Consider the following 16,823-nt stretch of genomic DNA (forward strand, 5'->3'; position numbering starts at 1 on the left):
GTCTGTACCTATTGACGAGTTGGTCCAGACCATTTAGTTTCCCCTGTGCTCCATGGCACCAAGGAATCCCGCTCCCCCTCAGGACCGCCTCACCGGTCCCTGCCTCAAGGGAGAACCATGTTCGGGCACATGACCTTCGGAAGAAGAACGTCGACCGCCCTCGTCGTCGTCCTCGGACTCCTACTCGCACTGCTGTCCTTACAGGCCGCACCCGCACACGCGGCGGGCAGGCTGACGGCCACCTTCACCTCGGCCGACAACGGGTCGTGGTGGAAGGGGACTTACATCCTGCACAACGACACCGACACCGCTGTCACCGGCTGGAGCCTCGAATTCGACCTGCCGGCCGGGGTGGCGATCGACACCTCCTACAACGGCACCGTCACCACCCAGGGCAGCCACATCACCGCGGTCAACGCCCATTACAACGGTACCGTCGCCGCGCACGGCACCACCGAGCCGTACAGCTTCTGGTTCGTGGCCACCGGCCCGATCACCGCGCCGACCGGCTGCCGGATCAACGGCGACAAGTGCGACGGCTCCGCGGATGTGCCGCCGGGCGCGCCGGGCGGACTGAAGCAGACCGATGTCACCGCCCGCACCGCGTCGCTTTCCTGGACGGCGGCCACGGCGGGCGACTTCCCCGTGGCTTCGTACGACATCCTGGCCGGCGGCAAGGTGGTCGCCGCCGCCACCGCGGCAACCTCCGCCACGGTCACCGGGCTGACCCCGGCGACCGCCTACTCCTTCACCGTCCGGGCCAAGGACACCCGCGGCAACACCTCCGCCGAGAGCGCCCCGCTGGCCGTCGCTACCGTCGACCCGGCCAGTGACACCTCCCCGCCCACCGCCCCGGGCTCGCTGCACTCCACGGCGACCGACTCCTCGTCCGTCACCCTGGCCTGGACCGCCGCGACGGACAACCAGCGGGTCGCCGCGTACGACATCTACCGCGGCGGCCAACTCGCCACCACGGTCTCCGGTACGACGACCACCGCCACCGTCGGCGGACTCTCGCCCTCGACCTCGTACACCTTCACCGTCAAGGCCCGTGACGCGGCGGACAACGCCTCCCCGGCCGGCAACGCGCTCACGGTGAAGACCGACGACATCGTCGGCGCGGGCAACTACGCCAAGGTCGGCTACTTCGTCCAATGGGGCATCTACGGCCGCCAGTACTTCGTCAAGAACCTCCATGACTCCGGCGCCGCGAACAAGCTCGACATCGTCAACTACGCCTTCGCCAACATCGACCCCAATAACCTCACCTGCCTGAACGGCGTCACCAAGGGCACCACCGCCGACCCGCAGGACCCCGAGCAGGGCACCGGCGCCGGTGACGCGGACGCCGACTACGCCCGCCCGTTCGGCGCCGCCCAGTCCGTCGACGGCGTCGCGGACGACGGCTGGGGAAAACTCCGCGGCAACTTCAACCAGTTGAAGAAGCTCAAGAAGCTCCACCCGAACCTGAGGATCGTGGTCTCGCTCGGCGGCTGGACGTACTCGAAGTACTTCTCCGACGTGGCGGCGACCGACGCCTCCCGCAAGAAGTTCGTCTCCTCCTGCATCGACATGTACATCAAGGGCAACCTGCCCGAGTACAACGGTGCGGGCGGCCCCGGCACCGCAGCCGGAATCTTCGACGGCTTCGACATCGACTGGGAATGGCCGGGCACCGGCACCGGGCACCCCGGCAACCACTACTCACCGGACGACAAGACCAACCTGACCCTGCTGCTCGCCGAGTTCCGTAAGCAGATGGACGCCCTCGGCGGCGGCCACCGCCTCCTCACCGCCTTCACCCCCGCCGACCCGCAGAAGATCGGCGACGGCTGGGACCTGAGCAAGGTTTTCGACTCCCTGGACGTGGCCAACGTCCAGGGCTACGACTTCCACGGCTCAGGCAGTGACAACTCCTGGGAGCCGAACCGGACCGGCCACCAGGCCAACCTCCACACCGACGACCAGGACCCGTACGACTTCCACTTCAGCGCCGACGCCGCCATCAGGGCCTACACGGACGCGGGCGTCGAGCCCCGCAAGCTGACCCTCGGCATCCCCTTCTACGGCCGAGGCTGGCAGAACGTCACCGAGGGCGGAGCCGCAGGTGAATGGCAGCCCGCGGGCGGCGCGGCCCCCGGCCAGTTCGCGGAGGAGGCCGGCACCCGCGGCTACTCCAACCTCATCGGCGCCTACCCGGCGATGACGATCCATCACGACGAACAGTCGGTGTCCACGTACGGCTGGACCGGCAACCAGTGGTGGTCCTTCGACGACACCTGGTCCATCGGCAGGAAGACGGAGTACGTGAAGAACAAGGGTCTGCTGGGGGTGATGGTCTGGGAGATGTCCGGTGACACGGCCCAGGGCACCCTGCTCAACGCGCTGGACACCGGGCTGAAGTAACGGCACGGAGCGTACGGCCCCGCGGAGCGCACCCGCATCAGCCGCTTCGCAGTGCTTCGCCCCGCCGGTCAAACGACCGGCGGGGCGAAGCAGGCCCGGAAGGACGCAGGCGGGGGCTAGAGAATACTCGGGCTGGTGTTCGTAGCGGCGTTGTTCCTGGAGGGTGCGAGCGGTTGCTTGACGAGCGATCGCCCTGATCTCGCCCTTGTGGTTGTTGATGTCCACCTCCCACTGGGCATCGTCCAGGAGTCGGCCGCTGGCTACGTTCACAAGCCGGGCAGCGGCTACGGTGCTGTTGTGATGATCAACGGGGAGGGCGGCATGGCATCCGGGACCGCACTGTTAATCGCGGCAGCCCCGGCGGGCAAGGGCTGTCTCATCGACGCAACCAGCGTCCTGTCCACGCTCGCGGCGGTCCCGCCCAGCTTCCTGACCGGCACGCCGGCGGCCACCATCGTCGAACTCGCCGACCCGACCGACCCGCAGACCGTCCTCACCCGCATCCGCGCCGCGGCCGCCGCACCCGGCCCGCTCTCCCTCTACATCACCGGACAACTCCACCTCGACCACAAGCAGCGCCTGATCCACCTCGCACTCGCCCGGACCACGCCGACCACCCTGCGCTACACCGCATTGCCCTGGCACTGGCTGGCCGGCGAACTCAAACTGCGCCGCCCGGGCACCACCACCGTCGTCATCGACATGGTCGCCGCCCCTGACGCCTGGCAGCAACTCCGTGCCGAGGGCCTCGTCCTCGGCCATGGGATCCGCGTATACGGCCGGATCACCGCGCCGCCGGCCCGCCGCCGGATCATGGAACCGGCCTACCTGAAGGCCCTCGCCGCCACCTGGCGCAGTGGCATGAACCCGCCGCTCGCCCAGCTCCATGAACAGGCCGTCGCCCAGGCCGGCCCCGACGACGCGCTGTTCCTGGCCGTCGACGACAGAGCCGTCCCCGTCCCTACGGCGTCGGCCGTCCAGGTACCGGGCCGGCCGCACCAGGCGCCTGCACCTGTTCCGACGCCGCCCGCTCCGATTTCGGAGAACACCGAGGTGGCCGTAGAGGATCCGTTGCCTGCGATTTCTGCCGCCGCCCACGCGGGGCGGCACGGCGAGGCGGCGTCGCTCGCAGTCATGTGGGAGGGGTGGGCTCTGCGTACCTACGGCGCGGGCTCCGTGCAGGCCACCCACTGGCTGGAGGTCCGGGCCGACCTCGCTCGGCTGGCCGACGATCCGGCGCGCAGCTGCGAGTTGTGGATGGCTGCCGCCGACGCCCGACTTGCCCGGCAACAGCCCCCGGACGACCCCGCCGTGGAAGGCGCCGTGGACCGCGCCCACCACCAGTGGCAGGAACTTCGCGACCCGCAGCGGGCGCGGGAACTCGGCCCGCCTCTGGTCTCGTTGCGCCGACGCGTTCCCGGCCGACGCTCCGGGGCGGTCGAAGCCGTCCAGCGCCGACTGGAGCTGCTGCACACCATGCCCCCGGTGGGGGCCCGACGTGCGGCTTCCTGACGAGGGACAGGGGCGTCCCTCACTCGTCCGGGTCGAACCTCGCGCTCGGACGACCGCTGAAGCGGAGCAAGGGTTCTCCCTCGCGCCCCCAGGTGGAACCGACGTCACGCGAGGCCCCGAATCGACCAACAGCGTCCCTGCGCTCTGTGCGGGGCCATGTGCCGCGCAGGTGGAGCGGCGCCGGCGTGTGCAGCCGCGCACAGAAGGCCGCCCTGCGTGGTGCGGCCGTGTTCCTTCGGTCAGCCCCGGGCGGCGAACTCGACGAAGGCGGACCAGCCCCGCGCGGTCAGGGAGAGGACCGGTCCCGTGCGGTCCTTGGAGTCGCGGACGTGGACGACGCCGGGACGGGTGGCGACTTCAAGGCAGTCGCCTCCTTCGGCGCCGCTGTAACTGCTCCTGAACCAGCGCAGCACGGTGGCGGAATCGGTGGTCTCTTCGACGTTCATACCTCTCCCAGCAACTTTTCGATGAAGGCCAGGGACTCGCGCGGAGTGAGAGCCTGCGATCGGATGATCCCATAGCGGGCCGCCAGTGCGCGGACCTCCTCCCGGTCGGTCATCAGTGTGCTCCTGCCCTGCACCTCCAGGTAACCGATCTGGTCGCCGTTCTGCCGGGTGATGACGGTGAACGGGCCGTCGACTCCCGCGTTGTCCTCACGGTCCGCGGGCATGACCTGGAGCTCCACATTGCGCTTCTGGCCGATCAGCAGGAGCTGTTCGAGCTGGCCCCGGCGGACCGCACTGCCGCCGAGTCCGCGCGTGAGCACCCATTCCTCCATCACGAAGCTGAGCAGCGGGGCCGGCCAGCGGCCGAAGATCTCCTGCCGGGCCTGCCTGGCCGCGATCCGCTGCTCGATGGTCGCCTCGTCCAGCAGCGGACGCCGCTCGACCAGCAGGGAGCGTGTGTACTCCTCGGTCTGGAGCAGCCCTTTGACGACCAGGGTGTCGTAGGCGCACAGCTCCACCGCCTCCGCCTCCAGGCGTGCCGCGTCGCGGAAGAACGCCGGGTACTGGGCGCGGGCCACCTCTTCCTTGGCCGCCTTCAGCACGCCGTGCGCGTTCAGCAGCTCGTCCACCTGGTCGATGAACCTCGGCGGCGGAATCCGGCGACCCTGCTCGAAGGAGGCGACGGTCGAGGCGGAGTAGCCGGTCATGGTCCCGAACTCCGCCCGCTCCAGACCCGCCGCCACCCGGAACAGCTTCAACTGCCGTCCGAAGAAGGCCAGAATGCCCGCCCCCGGCTCGTACGTCTGTTCCGGCCGCTCCTGCTCCGGTATGTCCCACACCTCCGTGCTCGTCCGCACCGCCGCACCCGGTCACGCGGCGTGCCGTGTACAGCCCACGCCGCACTCGCGTACAGCCGATCGCCGTCCGCGCGTCCGTCCTGGTCAACGCTACGCACGCGCCGCGAGGGTTTTCCTCATGAACGAAGCAATTGACCCGTCCGTGCGAGGCGCGAAACCAGGCGTGCGGGTACGGGAGTTCGCCATGTGCTTCACCGCCACCGCGCGCGGGGCACGGCTGGCCCGCAGGCTCGTGTCGCTCCGGCTGGACGAATGGGGGTACCCCTACGTCTCGGAGCCGAACGAGACGATGACCCTCATCGCGGCCGAACTGGCCGCGAACGCGGTGCGTCACGGCCGGGTGCCGGGGCGCGACTTCCATCTGCGGCTGACGGAGACCGGTGGGCGCACGCTGCGGATCGAGGTGACCGACACGCGCACCGAGCGCTTTCCCCCGGCCGGGGTGCCGCAGTGCCCGGCGGCGGACGAGGAGTCCGGGCGCGGCCTGCTCCTGGTCTCGCGGCTCGCGGACCGCTGGTGTGCCGTGCCGCGCACCGGAGCCCCGGGCAAGTGCGTCTGGGCGGAGGTCGGCCTGGACGCCGGAACGCGCTGAGGCCGCCTCCTCGCGGGGCGGCCCGTCGCATCGGGGAACGCCCCGGCATCTCCGCCCCCGGTGCTGTGCGGTACCGGGGGCGGAGTTCGTCAGTGCGGAAGCGGAGGCTCAGCCCAGCTGCTCGTACGCCGGCAGCGTCAGGAAGTCCGCGTAGTCCTGGTCCAGGGAGACCTGGAGCAGCAGGTCGTGGGCCTGCTGCCACTTGCCCGCGTCGAACGCCTCGTCGCCGATCTCGGCGCGGATCGCTGCGAGTTCCTCGGCCGCGACCCGGCGGGCCAGGTCCGCCGTGGCGTGCTCGCCGTTCTCGAAGACCACGTCCGCGTTGATCCACTGCCAGATCTGCGAGCGCGAGATCTCCGCGGTGGCCGCGTCCTCCATGAGGTTGAAGATGGCGACGGCGCCCATGCCGCGCAGCCAGGCCTCGATGTAGCGGATGCCGACCGCGACGGCGTTGCGCAGGCCGTCGTACGTGGGCTTGGCGTCCAGGGTGTCGATGGCGATCAGGTCGCCCGCGGCCACCGAGACGTCCTCGCGCAGGCGGTCCTTCTGGTTCGGCTTCTCGCCGAGGACCGCGTCGAAGGAGGCCATGGCGATCGGGACCAGGTCCGGGTGGGCGACCCAGGAGCCGTCGAATCCGTCGTGGGCCTCGCGGTCCTTGTCGGCCTTGACCTTCTCGAAGGCGACCTTGTTGACCTCGGCGTCGCGGCGGGACGGGATGAAGGCGGCCATGCCACCGATGGCGTGCGCGCCGCGCTTGTGGCAGGTGCGGACGAGCAGTTCGGTGTACGCGCGCATGAACGGGGCGGTCATCGTCACCGCGTTGCGGTCCGGGAGGACGAACTTGGCGCCGCCGTCGCGGAAGTTCTTGACGATGGAGAAGAGGTAGTCCCAACGGCCCGCGTTCAGCCCGGAGGCGTGGTCGCGGAGCTCGTACAGGATCTCCTCCATCTCGTACGCGGCAGTGATCGTCTCGATGAGGACGGTCGCGCGGATCGTGCCCTGCGGGATGCCGACGTAGTCCTGGGCGAAGACGAAGATGTCGTTCCAGAGGCGGGCCTCCAGGTGCGACTCCGTCTTCGGGAGGTAGAAGTACGGGCCCTTGCCGAGGTCGATGAGGCGCTGGGCGTTGTGGAAGAAGTAGAGGCCGAAGTCGACCAGCGCGCCCGGCACCGGGGTGCCGTCGAGCTGGAGGTGACGCTCATTCAGATGCCAGCCGCGCGGGCGGGTCACGACCGTCGCGAGCTCGCCGGTGGGCTTGAGGGCGTACGACTTACCGGACCTGGGGTCCGTGAAATCGATGTTGCGGGTGTAGGCGTCGATCAGATTGAGCTGGCCGAGGACGACGTTCTCCCATGTGGGGGCGGACGCGTCCTCGAAGTCGGCGAGCCAGACCTTGGCGCCCGAGTTCAGGGCGTTGATGGTCATCTTGCGGTCGGTCGGACCGGTGATCTCCACCCGGCGGTCGTTCAGCGCGGCGGGGGCCGGCGCGACCTTCCAGGAGTCGTCCGCGCGGATCGCCGCCGTCTCGGGCAGGAAGTCCAGCGTGGAGGTACGGGCGATCTCGGCGCGGCGCTCGCCGCGACGGGCGAGCAGCTCGTCACGGCGGGGCGTGAACTGCCGGTGCAGCTCGGCCACGAACGCGAGGGCCGCTTCGGTCAGGACCTCATCCTGCCGGGGCAGGGGCTCGGCATCGACGATGGCCAGCGGGGACGGCGCTGGTGCGGACATGAGCTGTCACTCCTTCAGCGGGCGGTGCGGGCGGCTTCTCACGGCCGCCGGGTCGCCTGAAACGGCACGGCGTGCCAGGGCTCCGGGATACGGCCGTGAGCGCCGTCTGAGGTGCAGAGGGCTTCTGACCAGTGGATAGTAGTTTCCTCATGGTGGAAGTTCAATGGTTTGTTGATGTCGAGATTCTCCGGGTCGACAGAAGTGGGGCGGTGCCGGCGCCGGGTGCCAGTGGCTTCACTCAAGGTGCTTGAGGTCCTCCACCGTGTCGATGTCGTACGCCTGAGCCACATCGGAACACTCGACGAGCGTGATCGCATCGCGGTGTGCCCGCAGATACGCCCGAGCGCCCCGGTCGCCCACCGCTTCCGCCGCGATGTCCGCCCACCGGTCGGCCCCGAAGAGCACCGGATGGCCGCGTTCACCGTCGTACGAGGCGGCCACGAGACTCGTCCGGGAGCGGTACGCCGACCGCACCCGTGCCACCGCGTCCGCGCCGATGCCCGGCTGGTCGACCAGGAGGACGAGCGCCGCGTCCGCTCCCGTACCGGAGAGCGTCCCGAGCCCTGCACGCAGGGACGAGCCCATGCCCTCGGTCCACTCGGGGTTGACGGTCACCGCGCAGCCGGCGAGGTCGGCGCGTGCTCGTACCTCTTCCGCCGCGGCGCCCAGGACCACATGGACGCGGTCGCAGCCGCCCTCCTGCAGTACTCGTACCGCGTGCTCCACCAGCGGCCTGCCGCGGTGTTCGAGCAGTGCCTTGGGCCGGCCGCCGAGTCGCCGTCCGCCGCCCGCGGCGAGCAGCAGACCGGCGACCACCGGGGTCTGTGTTGTCCGAGTCATGCGGACTGGATACCTCAGATGTGCCCTCCTCGCGCAAGCGGGCCCCAGGCGGGTACGGACGGGCGGCGCCGTCCTCGGAGCCACCTGCACGTCACCCTTACGGGACACCCCGAATTCTGTCTGCGGAGTGGCGCTCGGCACCTGTCATGGCGTTAACTTGCGCGCATCCCCGGACACTTGACCGCGGTCCGGGACCCGGTCGAAACACTGGCACAAGGATGTGCGAGGGGGAGTGCTTTGTTGCGAAGCGTGGGGCAGACGCGGGTGACCAGCAGTGGTGAGGATCCGAGGGTGACGGAGCTGCGTACGGCCGTCTCCCGACTCCGCCGGGAGCTGGCGGGGCATCCCGCGGAGTTCCCGGACCGGGGGATCGCCGAGGACGAGCTGGCCGCGCTGGATGCGATGGCCGTCAGTGGCGCACCCGAGATTCCGCGCCTGCGCCGTTCGCTGCTGCTGATCGCGGGGGCGATCGGCTCGGTCAGCGCACTGGCCTCCGCGCTCAGGGACGTACGCGTCGCCGTGGATCTCTTCGGCGAGCCGCCGCGCCGCTGACGTACGGCGGCCGGGAATCAGCGGCGGATCAGTCGACGGGCCGTCGCCGCCGCGACCGCCGAGGTGCGGGAGTCCACGCCCAGCTTGGCGTAGATGTGCACCAGATGGGACTTCACCGTCGCCTGGCTGAGAAAGAGCCGCTTGCTGATCTGCAGGTTCGACAGGCCCTCGCCGACCAGCTGCAGCACTTCCAGCTCACGCTTGGTCAGGGCCTCGGCCGGAGTCCGCATGCGGTCCATCAGCCGGTGGGCGACGGCCGGAGCCAGTGCCGACCGGCCGGCCGCCGCCGTGCGTACCGCCGCCGCCAGTTCCTCCGGCGGGGCGTCCTTCAGCAGATAGCCGGCGGCGCCCGCCTCGACCGCGGCCAGGATGTCGGCGTCCGAGTCGTACGTGGTGAGGATCAGGACCCGGGGCGCGCCCGCTTGTGCCGTGATGTCCGCGGTGGCCCGGGAGCCGTGCATGCCCGCACCGAACTGCAGGTCCATGAGGACGACGTCGAACTCGCCGGTCGCGGCGAGCGCGACGGCCCGCTCGGCGGTGGCCGCCTCGGCGACCACGCAGAAGTCGGGTTCGGCGTCGAGCACGGCCCGCAGTCCCGCCCGTACCACCGGGTGGTCGTCGGCGAGCAGCAGTCTGATGGGGGTGGTCATGCGGCGTCCTGTCCTGGCCGGCCGTCGGGGAGCGGAACGGGAAGCGGAAGGGTGAGGGCGACCGCCGTGCCCTGGTCGGGCGCCGACTCGACACTCAGCGTGCCGCCCAGCGAACGGGCCCGGGAGCGCATCGCGGGCAGGCCGAAGCCGCCGGTGTCGGTGTCCGCCGCGACCGGCCCGCTCCCCGGGGCGAAACCGCGGCCGTCGTCGACGACGTCCAGCGACACCGAGGTGTCCATGAAGCTGAGAGTGATCTCCGCACGCCGCGCCCCGGCGTGCTGCACCGTGTTGGCCAGCGCCGACTGGGCGGTACGCAGCAGCGCCACCTCGTACGGGGTCGGCAGCTCCACCGGGGGGCCGCTGACCGCGAACTGCACCGTGAGGCCGGGGCCCGTGGTGCGGGACGCAAGGCGTTCCAGGGCGGCCGCCAGGGAGCCGTTCTCCAGGTCGGGCGGCGACAGGGCGCGGACGAAGCGGCGGGCCTCGGCGAGATTGTCCTGCGCGGCCTCGCGGGCCCGGCGGACGTGGGCGGTGGCGGGAGCGTCGGCGGACAGGGTGCGTTCGGCGGCGCGCAGCAGCAGCTGGATGCTGGACAGGCCCTGCGCCAGGGTGTCGTGGATCTCGCGGGCCAGCCGCTCACGTTCGGCGAGCGTGCCCGCCGTACGTTCCGCCTCGGCCAGCTCCGCCCGGGTCGCCATCAGCTCCTCGATGAGCTCGCGGCGCCGTTCGCTCTCCCGGAACAGCGCGTCGTACCCGAGGACCGTCGCGACCGCGACCGCCGCGCCGAGCAGCGGACCGATGAAGGCGCCGGGCGTGACGGCCTGGCCGTGCAGCACGAAGCTCGCGATGGCGGCGGCCGCGGTCGCCGCGACGGCCGGCAGGGCCCAGCGCGTCGGCAGCAGATGCAGCTGCAGGAAGTAGAGCGGGAACGCCACCCACAGGGCGTCGGGCGACAGGACGAGCAGCAGCAGCCAGACGCCGCCCAGCAGCGCCAGCCACACGGCGGCCGCTCGGCCGCGCGGCTGCACGGCGGGGGCGAGCGCGCCCGCCGCGTACACGGCGGCCATCACACAGGTGACCACGACGACGGCCGTGGCATGCGGTGTCCCGTCACCCAGGGCCCGTAGGGCCGCGAGCGCGAGCAGCCCCACCAGCAGCGCGTGCAGACACAGCCGCAGCGCGGCGGCGACCGGGGGATCGGCACGGGAATCCATGATTCCTCCAGCGTAGACGGACGGTCCCCGCGGCCGGTCAATCGAAAGGTTGATGTCAGGCCCCACCGCCGGGCGATGTTTACGGGGGCCCGAGTGCCGAGGCTGGAAGCATGTTCGTCGCATGGAGAGATCTCCGGTTCGCCAAGGGCCGGTTCGCGCTCATGGGCACGGTCGTGGTGCTGATCACGCTGCTCGTGGGCCTGCTGTCCGGTCTCACGGCCGGTCTGGCCCGGGAGAACACCTCGGCCGTCACGGGGCTGAACGCAGACCACCTCGCGTTCGCCGCCCCGCCCGACGGCCAGTCGGTGTCCTTCACGAATTCGACCGTCGAGGAGAGCGCCTGGCGGAGCTGGGCCGAGCAGCCCGGTGTGAGTGACGCGGAGCCGCTCGGTATCCGCACCCTCAACGCCGCAGCAGTCGAGGGGGAGCGCACGGCCGCCGTCTCGGCCTTCGGCGTCGAGCCGGACGGGGGCCTGGCGCCCGTCGGCGGTGCGCGCGTCGGCACCGGGAAGGTGGTGCTGTCCGAGCAGGCCGCCGACGACCTGGGGGCCGGGGCCGGAGAACGGCTGCGGCTCGGCGGCAGCGAGGTGACCGTGGCAGCGGTCACGACAGATGCCTCGTACAGTCATACGCCGGTCGTGTGGACCTCGCTCGACGACTGGCAGCGCCTGGGGGCCGACGGCTCCGGCGGGGCGCAGCACGCCACGGTGATCGCGCTGACCACCACCGACGGCGCGGACCTCTCCGCGGGCGACAGAGCGGCGGGCACCAGCACGCTCTCCCTCGGGGACTCCCTCACCGCCATCGGCTCCTACCAGGCCGAGAACGGCTCGCTCCAGCTGATGCGCGGCTTCCTCTTCGCCATCTCCGCCCTGGTCATCGGCGCCTTCTTCACCGTCTGGACGATCCAGCGCAGCGGCGATGTCGCCGTCCTCAAGGCGCTCGGCGCCTCCACCCCGTATCTGCTGCGCGACGCGCTCGGGCAGGCCGTCGTGATGCTCGCCATCGGTACGGGGGTGGGCACCGCACTCGCCTCGGGCATCGGCGCGGTGGTCAGCGGCGGGACCGTGCCGTTCGTCCTCGACGCGGCGACCGTCCTGGTCCCGGCAGCAGTCATGATCACCCTCGGCGCCGTCGGGGCGGCCCTGTCCATCCGGCGGATCACCGCCGTCGACCCGCTCACCGCACTCGGGAGTGCCCGATGACCCTCACCCTCGCCGATGTCACCCTCACCTACCCCGACGGCGACGGCCGGCTCACCGCCCTGGACCGGGTCTCGCTGGATGTGCCCGCCGGTTCGCTCACCGCGGTCGTCGGACCGTCCGGCTCCGGCAAGTCCAGCCTTCTGGCGGTGGCCGCGACCCTGGTCACCCCGGACGGGGGACGGGTCGTCGTCGCCGGTACGGACACGGCGGGCCTCGGCCGTGCGGAAAAGGCGGCGCTGCGCCGCGAACGCATCGGCATCGTCTTCCAGCAGCCCAACCTGCTGCCGTCCCTCACCGCGGCCGAACAGCTCCAGGTGATGACCCATCTGTCGGGCGGCGCCGTACGCGGAGCCCGCGGCCGGGCGCTGGAGCTGCTGGACGCGGTCGGCCTCGCGGACAAGGCCGGCCGCAGGCCCCATCAGCTGTCGGGCGGACAGCGTCAGCGGATCAACATCGCCCGGGCCCTGATGAACGACCCGGCGGTGCTGCTCGTCGACGAACCGACCAGCGCACTCGACCACGAGCGGGGTGCGGCAGTGCTCGACCTGCTGGTCACGCTGACGACGGAGCGGTCGACGGCGACCGTGATGGTCACGCACGACCGGGCCCATCTGGACCGGGTGGACCGCACCGTCACGATGGACGACGGACGTCTGACGGCGGCCGTACCGACCTGAGGCGTCATGGGGGGAGCCCGGCTCCCCCCATGACGCCTCAGCCGGTGGAACCGCTGCTGGCCAGCGCGTCGGAGAGTTCCTTCGCGGCCTGCTGCAGGATCGGCACGATCCGCTCCGTCGCCGCCTCCGTCACCCGGCCCGCCGGACCCGAGATCGAAATCGCGGCCGAGGTGGGGGAGTCGGGTACGGAGACCGCCAGACAGCGCACCCCGATCTCCTGCTCGTTGTCGTCGACCGCGTAGCCGACCCTGCGGACCTGTTCCAGTGCGTCGAGGAAGCCGTCAGGAGTGGTGATCGTCTTCTCGGTGGCGGCCGGCATTCCGGTACGCGCGAGCAGTGCCCGTACCTCCTCCGGGGGCGTATTTGCCAGCAGCGCCTTGCCGACCCCCGTGGAGTGGGGGAGCACCCGACGGCCCACCTCGGTGAACATGCGCATCGAGTGCTTGGACGGCACCTGCGCCACGTACACGATCTCGTCGCCGTCGAGCAGCGCCATGTTCGCGGTCTCGCCGGTCTCCTCGACCAGACGCGCGAGATACGGGCGGGCCCAGGTGCCGAGCAGCCGGGACGCGGACTCGCCGAGCCGGATCAGACGCGGGCCGAGCGCATAGCGCCGGTTCGGCTGCTGGCGCACATATCCGCAGATCACCAGCGTGCGCATCAGCCGGTGAATGGTCGGCAGCGGGAGTCCGCTGCTCGCGGAGAGTTCACTGAGCCCGACCTCGCCCCCCGCGTCCGCCATCCGCTCCAGCAGATCGAAGGCGCGCTCAAGGGACTGCACACCACCGCTGGAAGCGGCGGGCTTGGAGTCGGATGTGCTGGCGTGGGACGGCGGCACGTCAACGGTCCTTTCGAGGCGGAAGAGCAAGGCAGCAGCCTACCGGGCGGTTCCCGATCGGCCCACTGCTGCGGGGGCGGCGTCCTGGCCGGTCAGAGCCTGTTTGTCCTGGTGTCTGCAGTCGGCGGGGCAGTTCTGCGGCGCCGCACTGGTCCCATGCTACGTTCCGCTCTCCGAAATCGGTCTTTTACTTTGTGGAAATCTCCAGTCGTGGGCGCGGGTGGCCCACCGGCCGCCCGGCGGGGAAAGTGGGGTCTTGACGGGCCCGAATCCCGAGTGAAGACTCCTTCAACAGTTCGTTGAATTTGCCAGTGGCCGAAAGTCCGAAGTGAGGAGCACGGGTGTCCGGTGCGGACGTGAATCTGGTACTGCGCTCGACGCGCGTCGTCACCCCGGACGGGACGCGCCCCGCGGCGGTCGCCGTCGCCGACGGGAGAATCGACGCCGTCCTGCCGTACGACACGGAGGTGCCGGCCGGGGCCCGGTCGGAGGACTTCGGCGACGACGTCCTGCTGCCCGGACTCGTCGACACCCATGTCCATGTGAACGACCCCGGCCGCACCGAGTGGGAAGGCTTCTTCACCGCCACCCGCGCCGCGGCGGCGGGCGGCATCACCACCCTGCTCGACATGCCGCTCAACTCCCTCCCGCCGACCACGACCGTCGGCCATCTGCGCACCAAGCAGCAGGTGGCCGCCCCCAAGGCGCACATCGACACCGGATTCTGGGGCGGAGCGATCCCGTCCAACGTCAAGGACCTGCGCCCGCTGCACGAGGCCGGGGTGTTCGGCTTCAAGTGCTTCCTCTCGCCCTCCGGCGTCGACGAGTTCCCGGAGCTCGACCAGGAGCAGCTGGCCAGGTCCATGACCGAGATCGCCGGCTTCGGCGGCCTGCTGATCGTGCACGCCGAGGACCCGCGCCATCTGGCCTCCGCACCGCAGCGCAGCGGGCCCGCGTATGCCGACTTCCTCGCCTCCCGGCCCCGAGACGCCGAGAACACCGCGATCGAGGGGCTCATCGCGCACGCCAGGCGGCTGAACGCCCGGGTTCACGTGCTCCATCTCTCCTCCAGCGACGCGCTGCCGATGATCGCCGCCGCCAAGCGCGAGGGCGTACGGATCACCGTCGAGTCCTGTCCGCACTTCCTCACCCTCACCGCCGAGGAAGTCCCGGACGGCGCGACGGAGTTCAAATGCTGCCCGCCGATCCGGGAGGCCGCCAACCAGGACGCGCTGTGGGACGGGCTGGCCGACGGGACGATCGACTGCATCGTCTCCGACCACTCGCCGTGCACCACCGACCTCAAGACGCCGGACTTCGCCTCCGCCTGGGGCGGCATCTCCTCTCTCCAACTGGGGCTCCCCGCCATCTGGACCGAGGCCCGCAGGCGCGGACACTCGCTCGACGACGTCGTCCGCTGGATGTCGGCCGCCCCCGCGGAGCTGGCCGGGCTCACCCGCAAGGGCGCCATCGAGGCCGGCCGCGACGCCGACTTCGCCGTCCTCGCCCCGGAAGAGACCTTCACCGTCGACCCCGCCGAACTCTTCCACCGCAACCAGGTCACCGCCTACGCGGGCAGGACCCTGCACGGCGTCGTGAGATCGACCTGGCTGCGCGGCGCAAGGATCGCGGCGGACGGCACCGTCGCCGGACCCACCGGACGCCTTCTCGAAAGGAACCACTGACCATGACGGCGACAGCCCGCTTCACCGGCGACGCGAATCCGTACGGCGGCGGCGATCCGTACGCCGACTACCGCACCGCCGACTTCCCCTTCACCGACCTCGTCGACCTCGCCGACCGGCGGCTCGGCGCGGGAGTGATCGCCGCCAACGACGAGTTCTTCGCCGAGCGCGAGAATCTGTTGAAGCCGGAGCCCGCCGAGTTCGATCCCGAGCGCTTCGGCCACAAGGGCAAGGTCATGGACGGCTGGGAGACCCGCCGCCGACGCGGCGCGAGCGCCGACCGGCCGCACCCCACGGACGAGGACCACGACTGGGCACTCGTACGGCTCGGCGCGCCCGGAGTCGTACGCGGCATCATCGTCGACACCGGCCACTTCCGCGGCAACTACCCGCAGGCCGTCTCCGTCGAAGCGGCCTGCGTCGCCGGCTCCCCGTCGCCCGGGGAACTCCTCGCGCCCGGCGTGAAGTGGACAACGCTCGTACCGCGTACAGCCGTTGGCGGACACGCGGCCAATGGCTTCGTCGTCGCGGCCGAGCAACGTGTCACCCATCTGCGGGTCAACCAGCACCCCGACGGCGGGATCGCCCGACTCCGGGTGTACGGCGAGGTCGCCCCCGACCCCGCCTGGCTGGCCGCCCTCGGCACCTTTGATCTGGTCGCCCTGGAGAACGGCGGCATGGTCGAGGACGCCTCCGACCGCTTCTACTCCCCGGCCACCAACACCATCCAGCCGGGCAGGTCCCGCAAGATGGACGACGGCTGGGAGACCCGCCGCCGACGCGACAGGGGAAACGACTGGATCCGCTACCGGCTCGTCGAGCAGGCGGAGATCCGCGCCGTGGAGATCGACACCGCGTATCTGAAGGGCAACTCGGCAGGCTGGGCGAGCCTTTCCGCACGCGACGGGAAGAGCGGCGAGTGGACCGAGGTGCTGCCCCGGACCCGGCTGCAGCCCGACACGAACCACCGCTTCGTCCTGCCGGAGGCGGTGCGCGCCACGCACATCCGGATCGACATCTTCCCCGACGGCGGCATTTCCCGGCTGCGGCTGTTCGGCTCACCGACCAAGGAGGGCACCGCACGACTGGCCGCGCGCCACCGCGAGCTCGGCGGTTAGGGTCTTCGGCTCAACCGGGAGCCGGACGGGCCGGTACCAGCCCGTCCGGCTCCATCCGGGTGTGCCCGATCGGTCCACATCCAAGGCATATGGGATCGTAGGGGCATGATCTTCATCGCCGTCAAATTCACCGTCCACAGCGCCGACCGCGACAACTGGCTCCCGGCCGTCGAGGACTTCACCCTTGCCACCCGGAAGGAGCCCGGCAATGTGTTCTTCGAGTGGTCGTACAGCGTCGAGAACCCGGACCAGTTCGTCCTGCTGGAGGCCTTCGCCTCCCCCGAGGCCGGGGAGGCCCATGTGAAGTCGCAGCACTTCGCCGCGGCGATGGACACGATGGCGGATCTCGTTGCCCAGACTCCGGAGATCATCAACGTCGAGGTGCCGGGCGAGGGTTGGTCCCGGATGGCGGAGCTCACCCCGCGCTCGCGGTGATCCGGACGTGGGGGGGGGGGGGGCGGGGGGTGCGGGCAGGGTGCCGCCGGCGGCCAGGGTCAGCCCTG

Annotated in this window: 16 protein-coding genes; 9 read left to right on the plus strand and 7 right to left on the minus strand. The window is 70.8% G+C overall.

Annotation, left to right across the window (positions count from 1 at the left end):
- Positions 1 to 117: 117 nt before the first annotated feature.
- Together ACFVYE_RS04470 and ACFVYE_RS04475 are read left to right on the plus strand one after the other, a co-directional pair.
- The gene (locus tag ACFVYE_RS04470; RefSeq protein ID WP_389604020.1) at positions 118 to 2,406 is read left to right on the plus strand and encodes a glycosyl hydrolase family 18 protein; all 2,289 of its coding nucleotides are present in this window, start codon (positions 118 to 120) and stop codon (positions 2,404 to 2,406) included.
- 321 nt (positions 2,407 to 2,727) lie between these two features.
- Positions 2,728 to 3,918 (plus strand): hypothetical protein, encoded by a 1,191-nt coding sequence (locus ACFVYE_RS04475; protein ID WP_383976772.1) that lies wholly within the window; start codon positions 2,728 to 2,730, stop codon positions 3,916 to 3,918.
- Between the two features lie 239 nt (positions 3,919 to 4,157).
- Here the strand turns inward: ACFVYE_RS04475 and ACFVYE_RS04480 are convergent, their stop codons facing one another.
- Both ACFVYE_RS04480 and ACFVYE_RS04485 read right to left on the minus strand, forming a co-directional pair.
- Positions 4,158 to 4,364 carry a DUF397 domain-containing protein gene (locus ACFVYE_RS04480; RefSeq protein ID WP_383976773.1) on the minus strand — a complete coding sequence of 69 codons (207 nt, stop codon included), beginning with the start codon at positions 4,362 to 4,364 and terminating at the stop codon, positions 4,158 to 4,160.
- Complete coding sequence (locus ACFVYE_RS04485) at positions 4,361 to 5,221, minus strand: helix-turn-helix domain-containing protein (protein ID WP_383976775.1); 861 nt, start codon at positions 5,219 to 5,221, stop codon at positions 4,361 to 4,363. The genes ACFVYE_RS04480 and ACFVYE_RS04485 overlap by 4 nt, the downstream gene beginning before the upstream one ends.
- A gap of 118 nt (positions 5,222 to 5,339) precedes the next feature.
- Here ACFVYE_RS04485 and ACFVYE_RS04490 point away from each other — a divergent pair, with 118 nt between their 5' ends.
- Positions 5,340 to 5,813, plus strand: coding sequence for an ATP-binding protein (locus ACFVYE_RS04490; protein WP_383976776.1), 474 nt, complete (start codon positions 5,340 to 5,342; stop codon positions 5,811 to 5,813).
- Between the two features lie 108 nt (positions 5,814 to 5,921).
- Here the strand turns inward: ACFVYE_RS04490 and aceB are convergent, their stop codons facing one another.
- Positions 5,922 to 7,541: a malate synthase A gene (aceB, locus tag ACFVYE_RS04495; protein ID WP_389604023.1), complete on the minus strand. Its 1,620-nt coding sequence runs from the start codon at positions 7,539 to 7,541 to the stop codon at positions 5,922 to 5,924.
- Between the two features lie 234 nt (positions 7,542 to 7,775).
- Positions 7,776 to 8,381, minus strand: a complete 606-nt coding sequence (locus ACFVYE_RS04500; protein ID WP_383976780.1) for an NTP transferase domain-containing protein — start codon at positions 8,379 to 8,381, stop codon at positions 7,776 to 7,778.
- A 249-nt stretch (positions 8,382 to 8,630) separates the two neighbouring features.
- Between ACFVYE_RS04500 and ACFVYE_RS04505 the strand changes: the two genes are divergently transcribed.
- On the plus strand, positions 8,631 to 8,933 hold the full coding sequence (locus tag ACFVYE_RS04505; protein WP_266356559.1) for a DUF5955 family protein: 303 nt from the start codon (positions 8,631 to 8,633) through the stop codon (positions 8,931 to 8,933).
- 17 nt (positions 8,934 to 8,950) lie between these two features.
- Here ACFVYE_RS04505 and ACFVYE_RS04510 read toward each other — a convergent pair whose 3' ends face one another.
- Together ACFVYE_RS04510 and ACFVYE_RS04515 are read right to left on the minus strand one after the other, a co-directional pair.
- On the minus strand, positions 8,951 to 9,583 hold the full coding sequence (locus ACFVYE_RS04510; RefSeq protein ID WP_383976782.1) for a response regulator: 633 nt from the start codon (positions 9,581 to 9,583) through the stop codon (positions 8,951 to 8,953).
- Positions 9,580 to 10,797, minus strand: coding sequence for a sensor histidine kinase (locus ACFVYE_RS04515; protein WP_383976783.1), 1,218 nt, complete (start codon positions 10,795 to 10,797; stop codon positions 9,580 to 9,582). The genes ACFVYE_RS04510 and ACFVYE_RS04515 overlap by 4 nt, the downstream gene beginning before the upstream one ends.
- Before the next feature lie 110 nt (positions 10,798 to 10,907).
- Between ACFVYE_RS04515 and ACFVYE_RS04520 the strand changes: the two genes are divergently transcribed.
- Both ACFVYE_RS04520 and ACFVYE_RS04525 read left to right on the plus strand, forming a co-directional pair.
- Positions 10,908 to 12,002 carry an ABC transporter permease gene (locus ACFVYE_RS04520; protein ID WP_383976785.1) on the plus strand — a complete coding sequence of 365 codons (1,095 nt, stop codon included), beginning with the start codon at positions 10,908 to 10,910 and terminating at the stop codon, positions 12,000 to 12,002.
- Positions 11,999 to 12,679 (plus strand): ABC transporter ATP-binding protein, encoded by a 681-nt coding sequence (locus ACFVYE_RS04525; protein ID WP_389604027.1) that lies wholly within the window; start codon positions 11,999 to 12,001, stop codon positions 12,677 to 12,679. The genes ACFVYE_RS04520 and ACFVYE_RS04525 overlap by 4 nt, the downstream gene beginning before the upstream one ends.
- Before the next feature lie 37 nt (positions 12,680 to 12,716).
- Here ACFVYE_RS04525 and ACFVYE_RS04530 read toward each other — a convergent pair whose 3' ends face one another.
- On the minus strand, positions 12,717 to 13,517 hold the full coding sequence (locus ACFVYE_RS04530) for an IclR family transcriptional regulator (protein ID WP_383979290.1): 801 nt from the start codon (positions 13,515 to 13,517) through the stop codon (positions 12,717 to 12,719).
- A 341-nt stretch (positions 13,518 to 13,858) separates the two neighbouring features.
- Here ACFVYE_RS04530 and allB point away from each other — a divergent pair, with 341 nt between their 5' ends.
- From allB to ACFVYE_RS04545, 3 genes are all read left to right on the plus strand, one after another.
- Positions 13,859 to 15,202, plus strand: a complete 1,344-nt coding sequence (gene allB, locus ACFVYE_RS04535) for an allantoinase AllB (RefSeq protein WP_389604029.1) — start codon at positions 13,859 to 13,861, stop codon at positions 15,200 to 15,202.
- Positions 15,203 to 15,204: 2 nt separating this feature from the next.
- Positions 15,205 to 16,320, plus strand: a complete 1,116-nt coding sequence (gene alc / locus ACFVYE_RS04540; RefSeq protein ID WP_389604031.1) for an allantoicase — start codon at positions 15,205 to 15,207, stop codon at positions 16,318 to 16,320.
- Positions 16,321 to 16,425: 105 nt separating this feature from the next.
- Positions 16,426 to 16,755, plus strand: a complete 330-nt coding sequence (locus ACFVYE_RS04545) for a putative quinol monooxygenase (protein WP_114247492.1) — start codon at positions 16,426 to 16,428, stop codon at positions 16,753 to 16,755.
- The last annotated feature ends 68 nt before the right edge of the window (positions 16,756 to 16,823 follow it).

Origin of the sequence: Streptomyces sp. NPDC058239 (assembly GCF_042882185.1) — a bacterium.
In the GTDB taxonomy this organism is placed as follows: Bacteria; Actinomycetota; Actinomycetes; order Streptomycetales; family Streptomycetaceae; genus Streptomyces.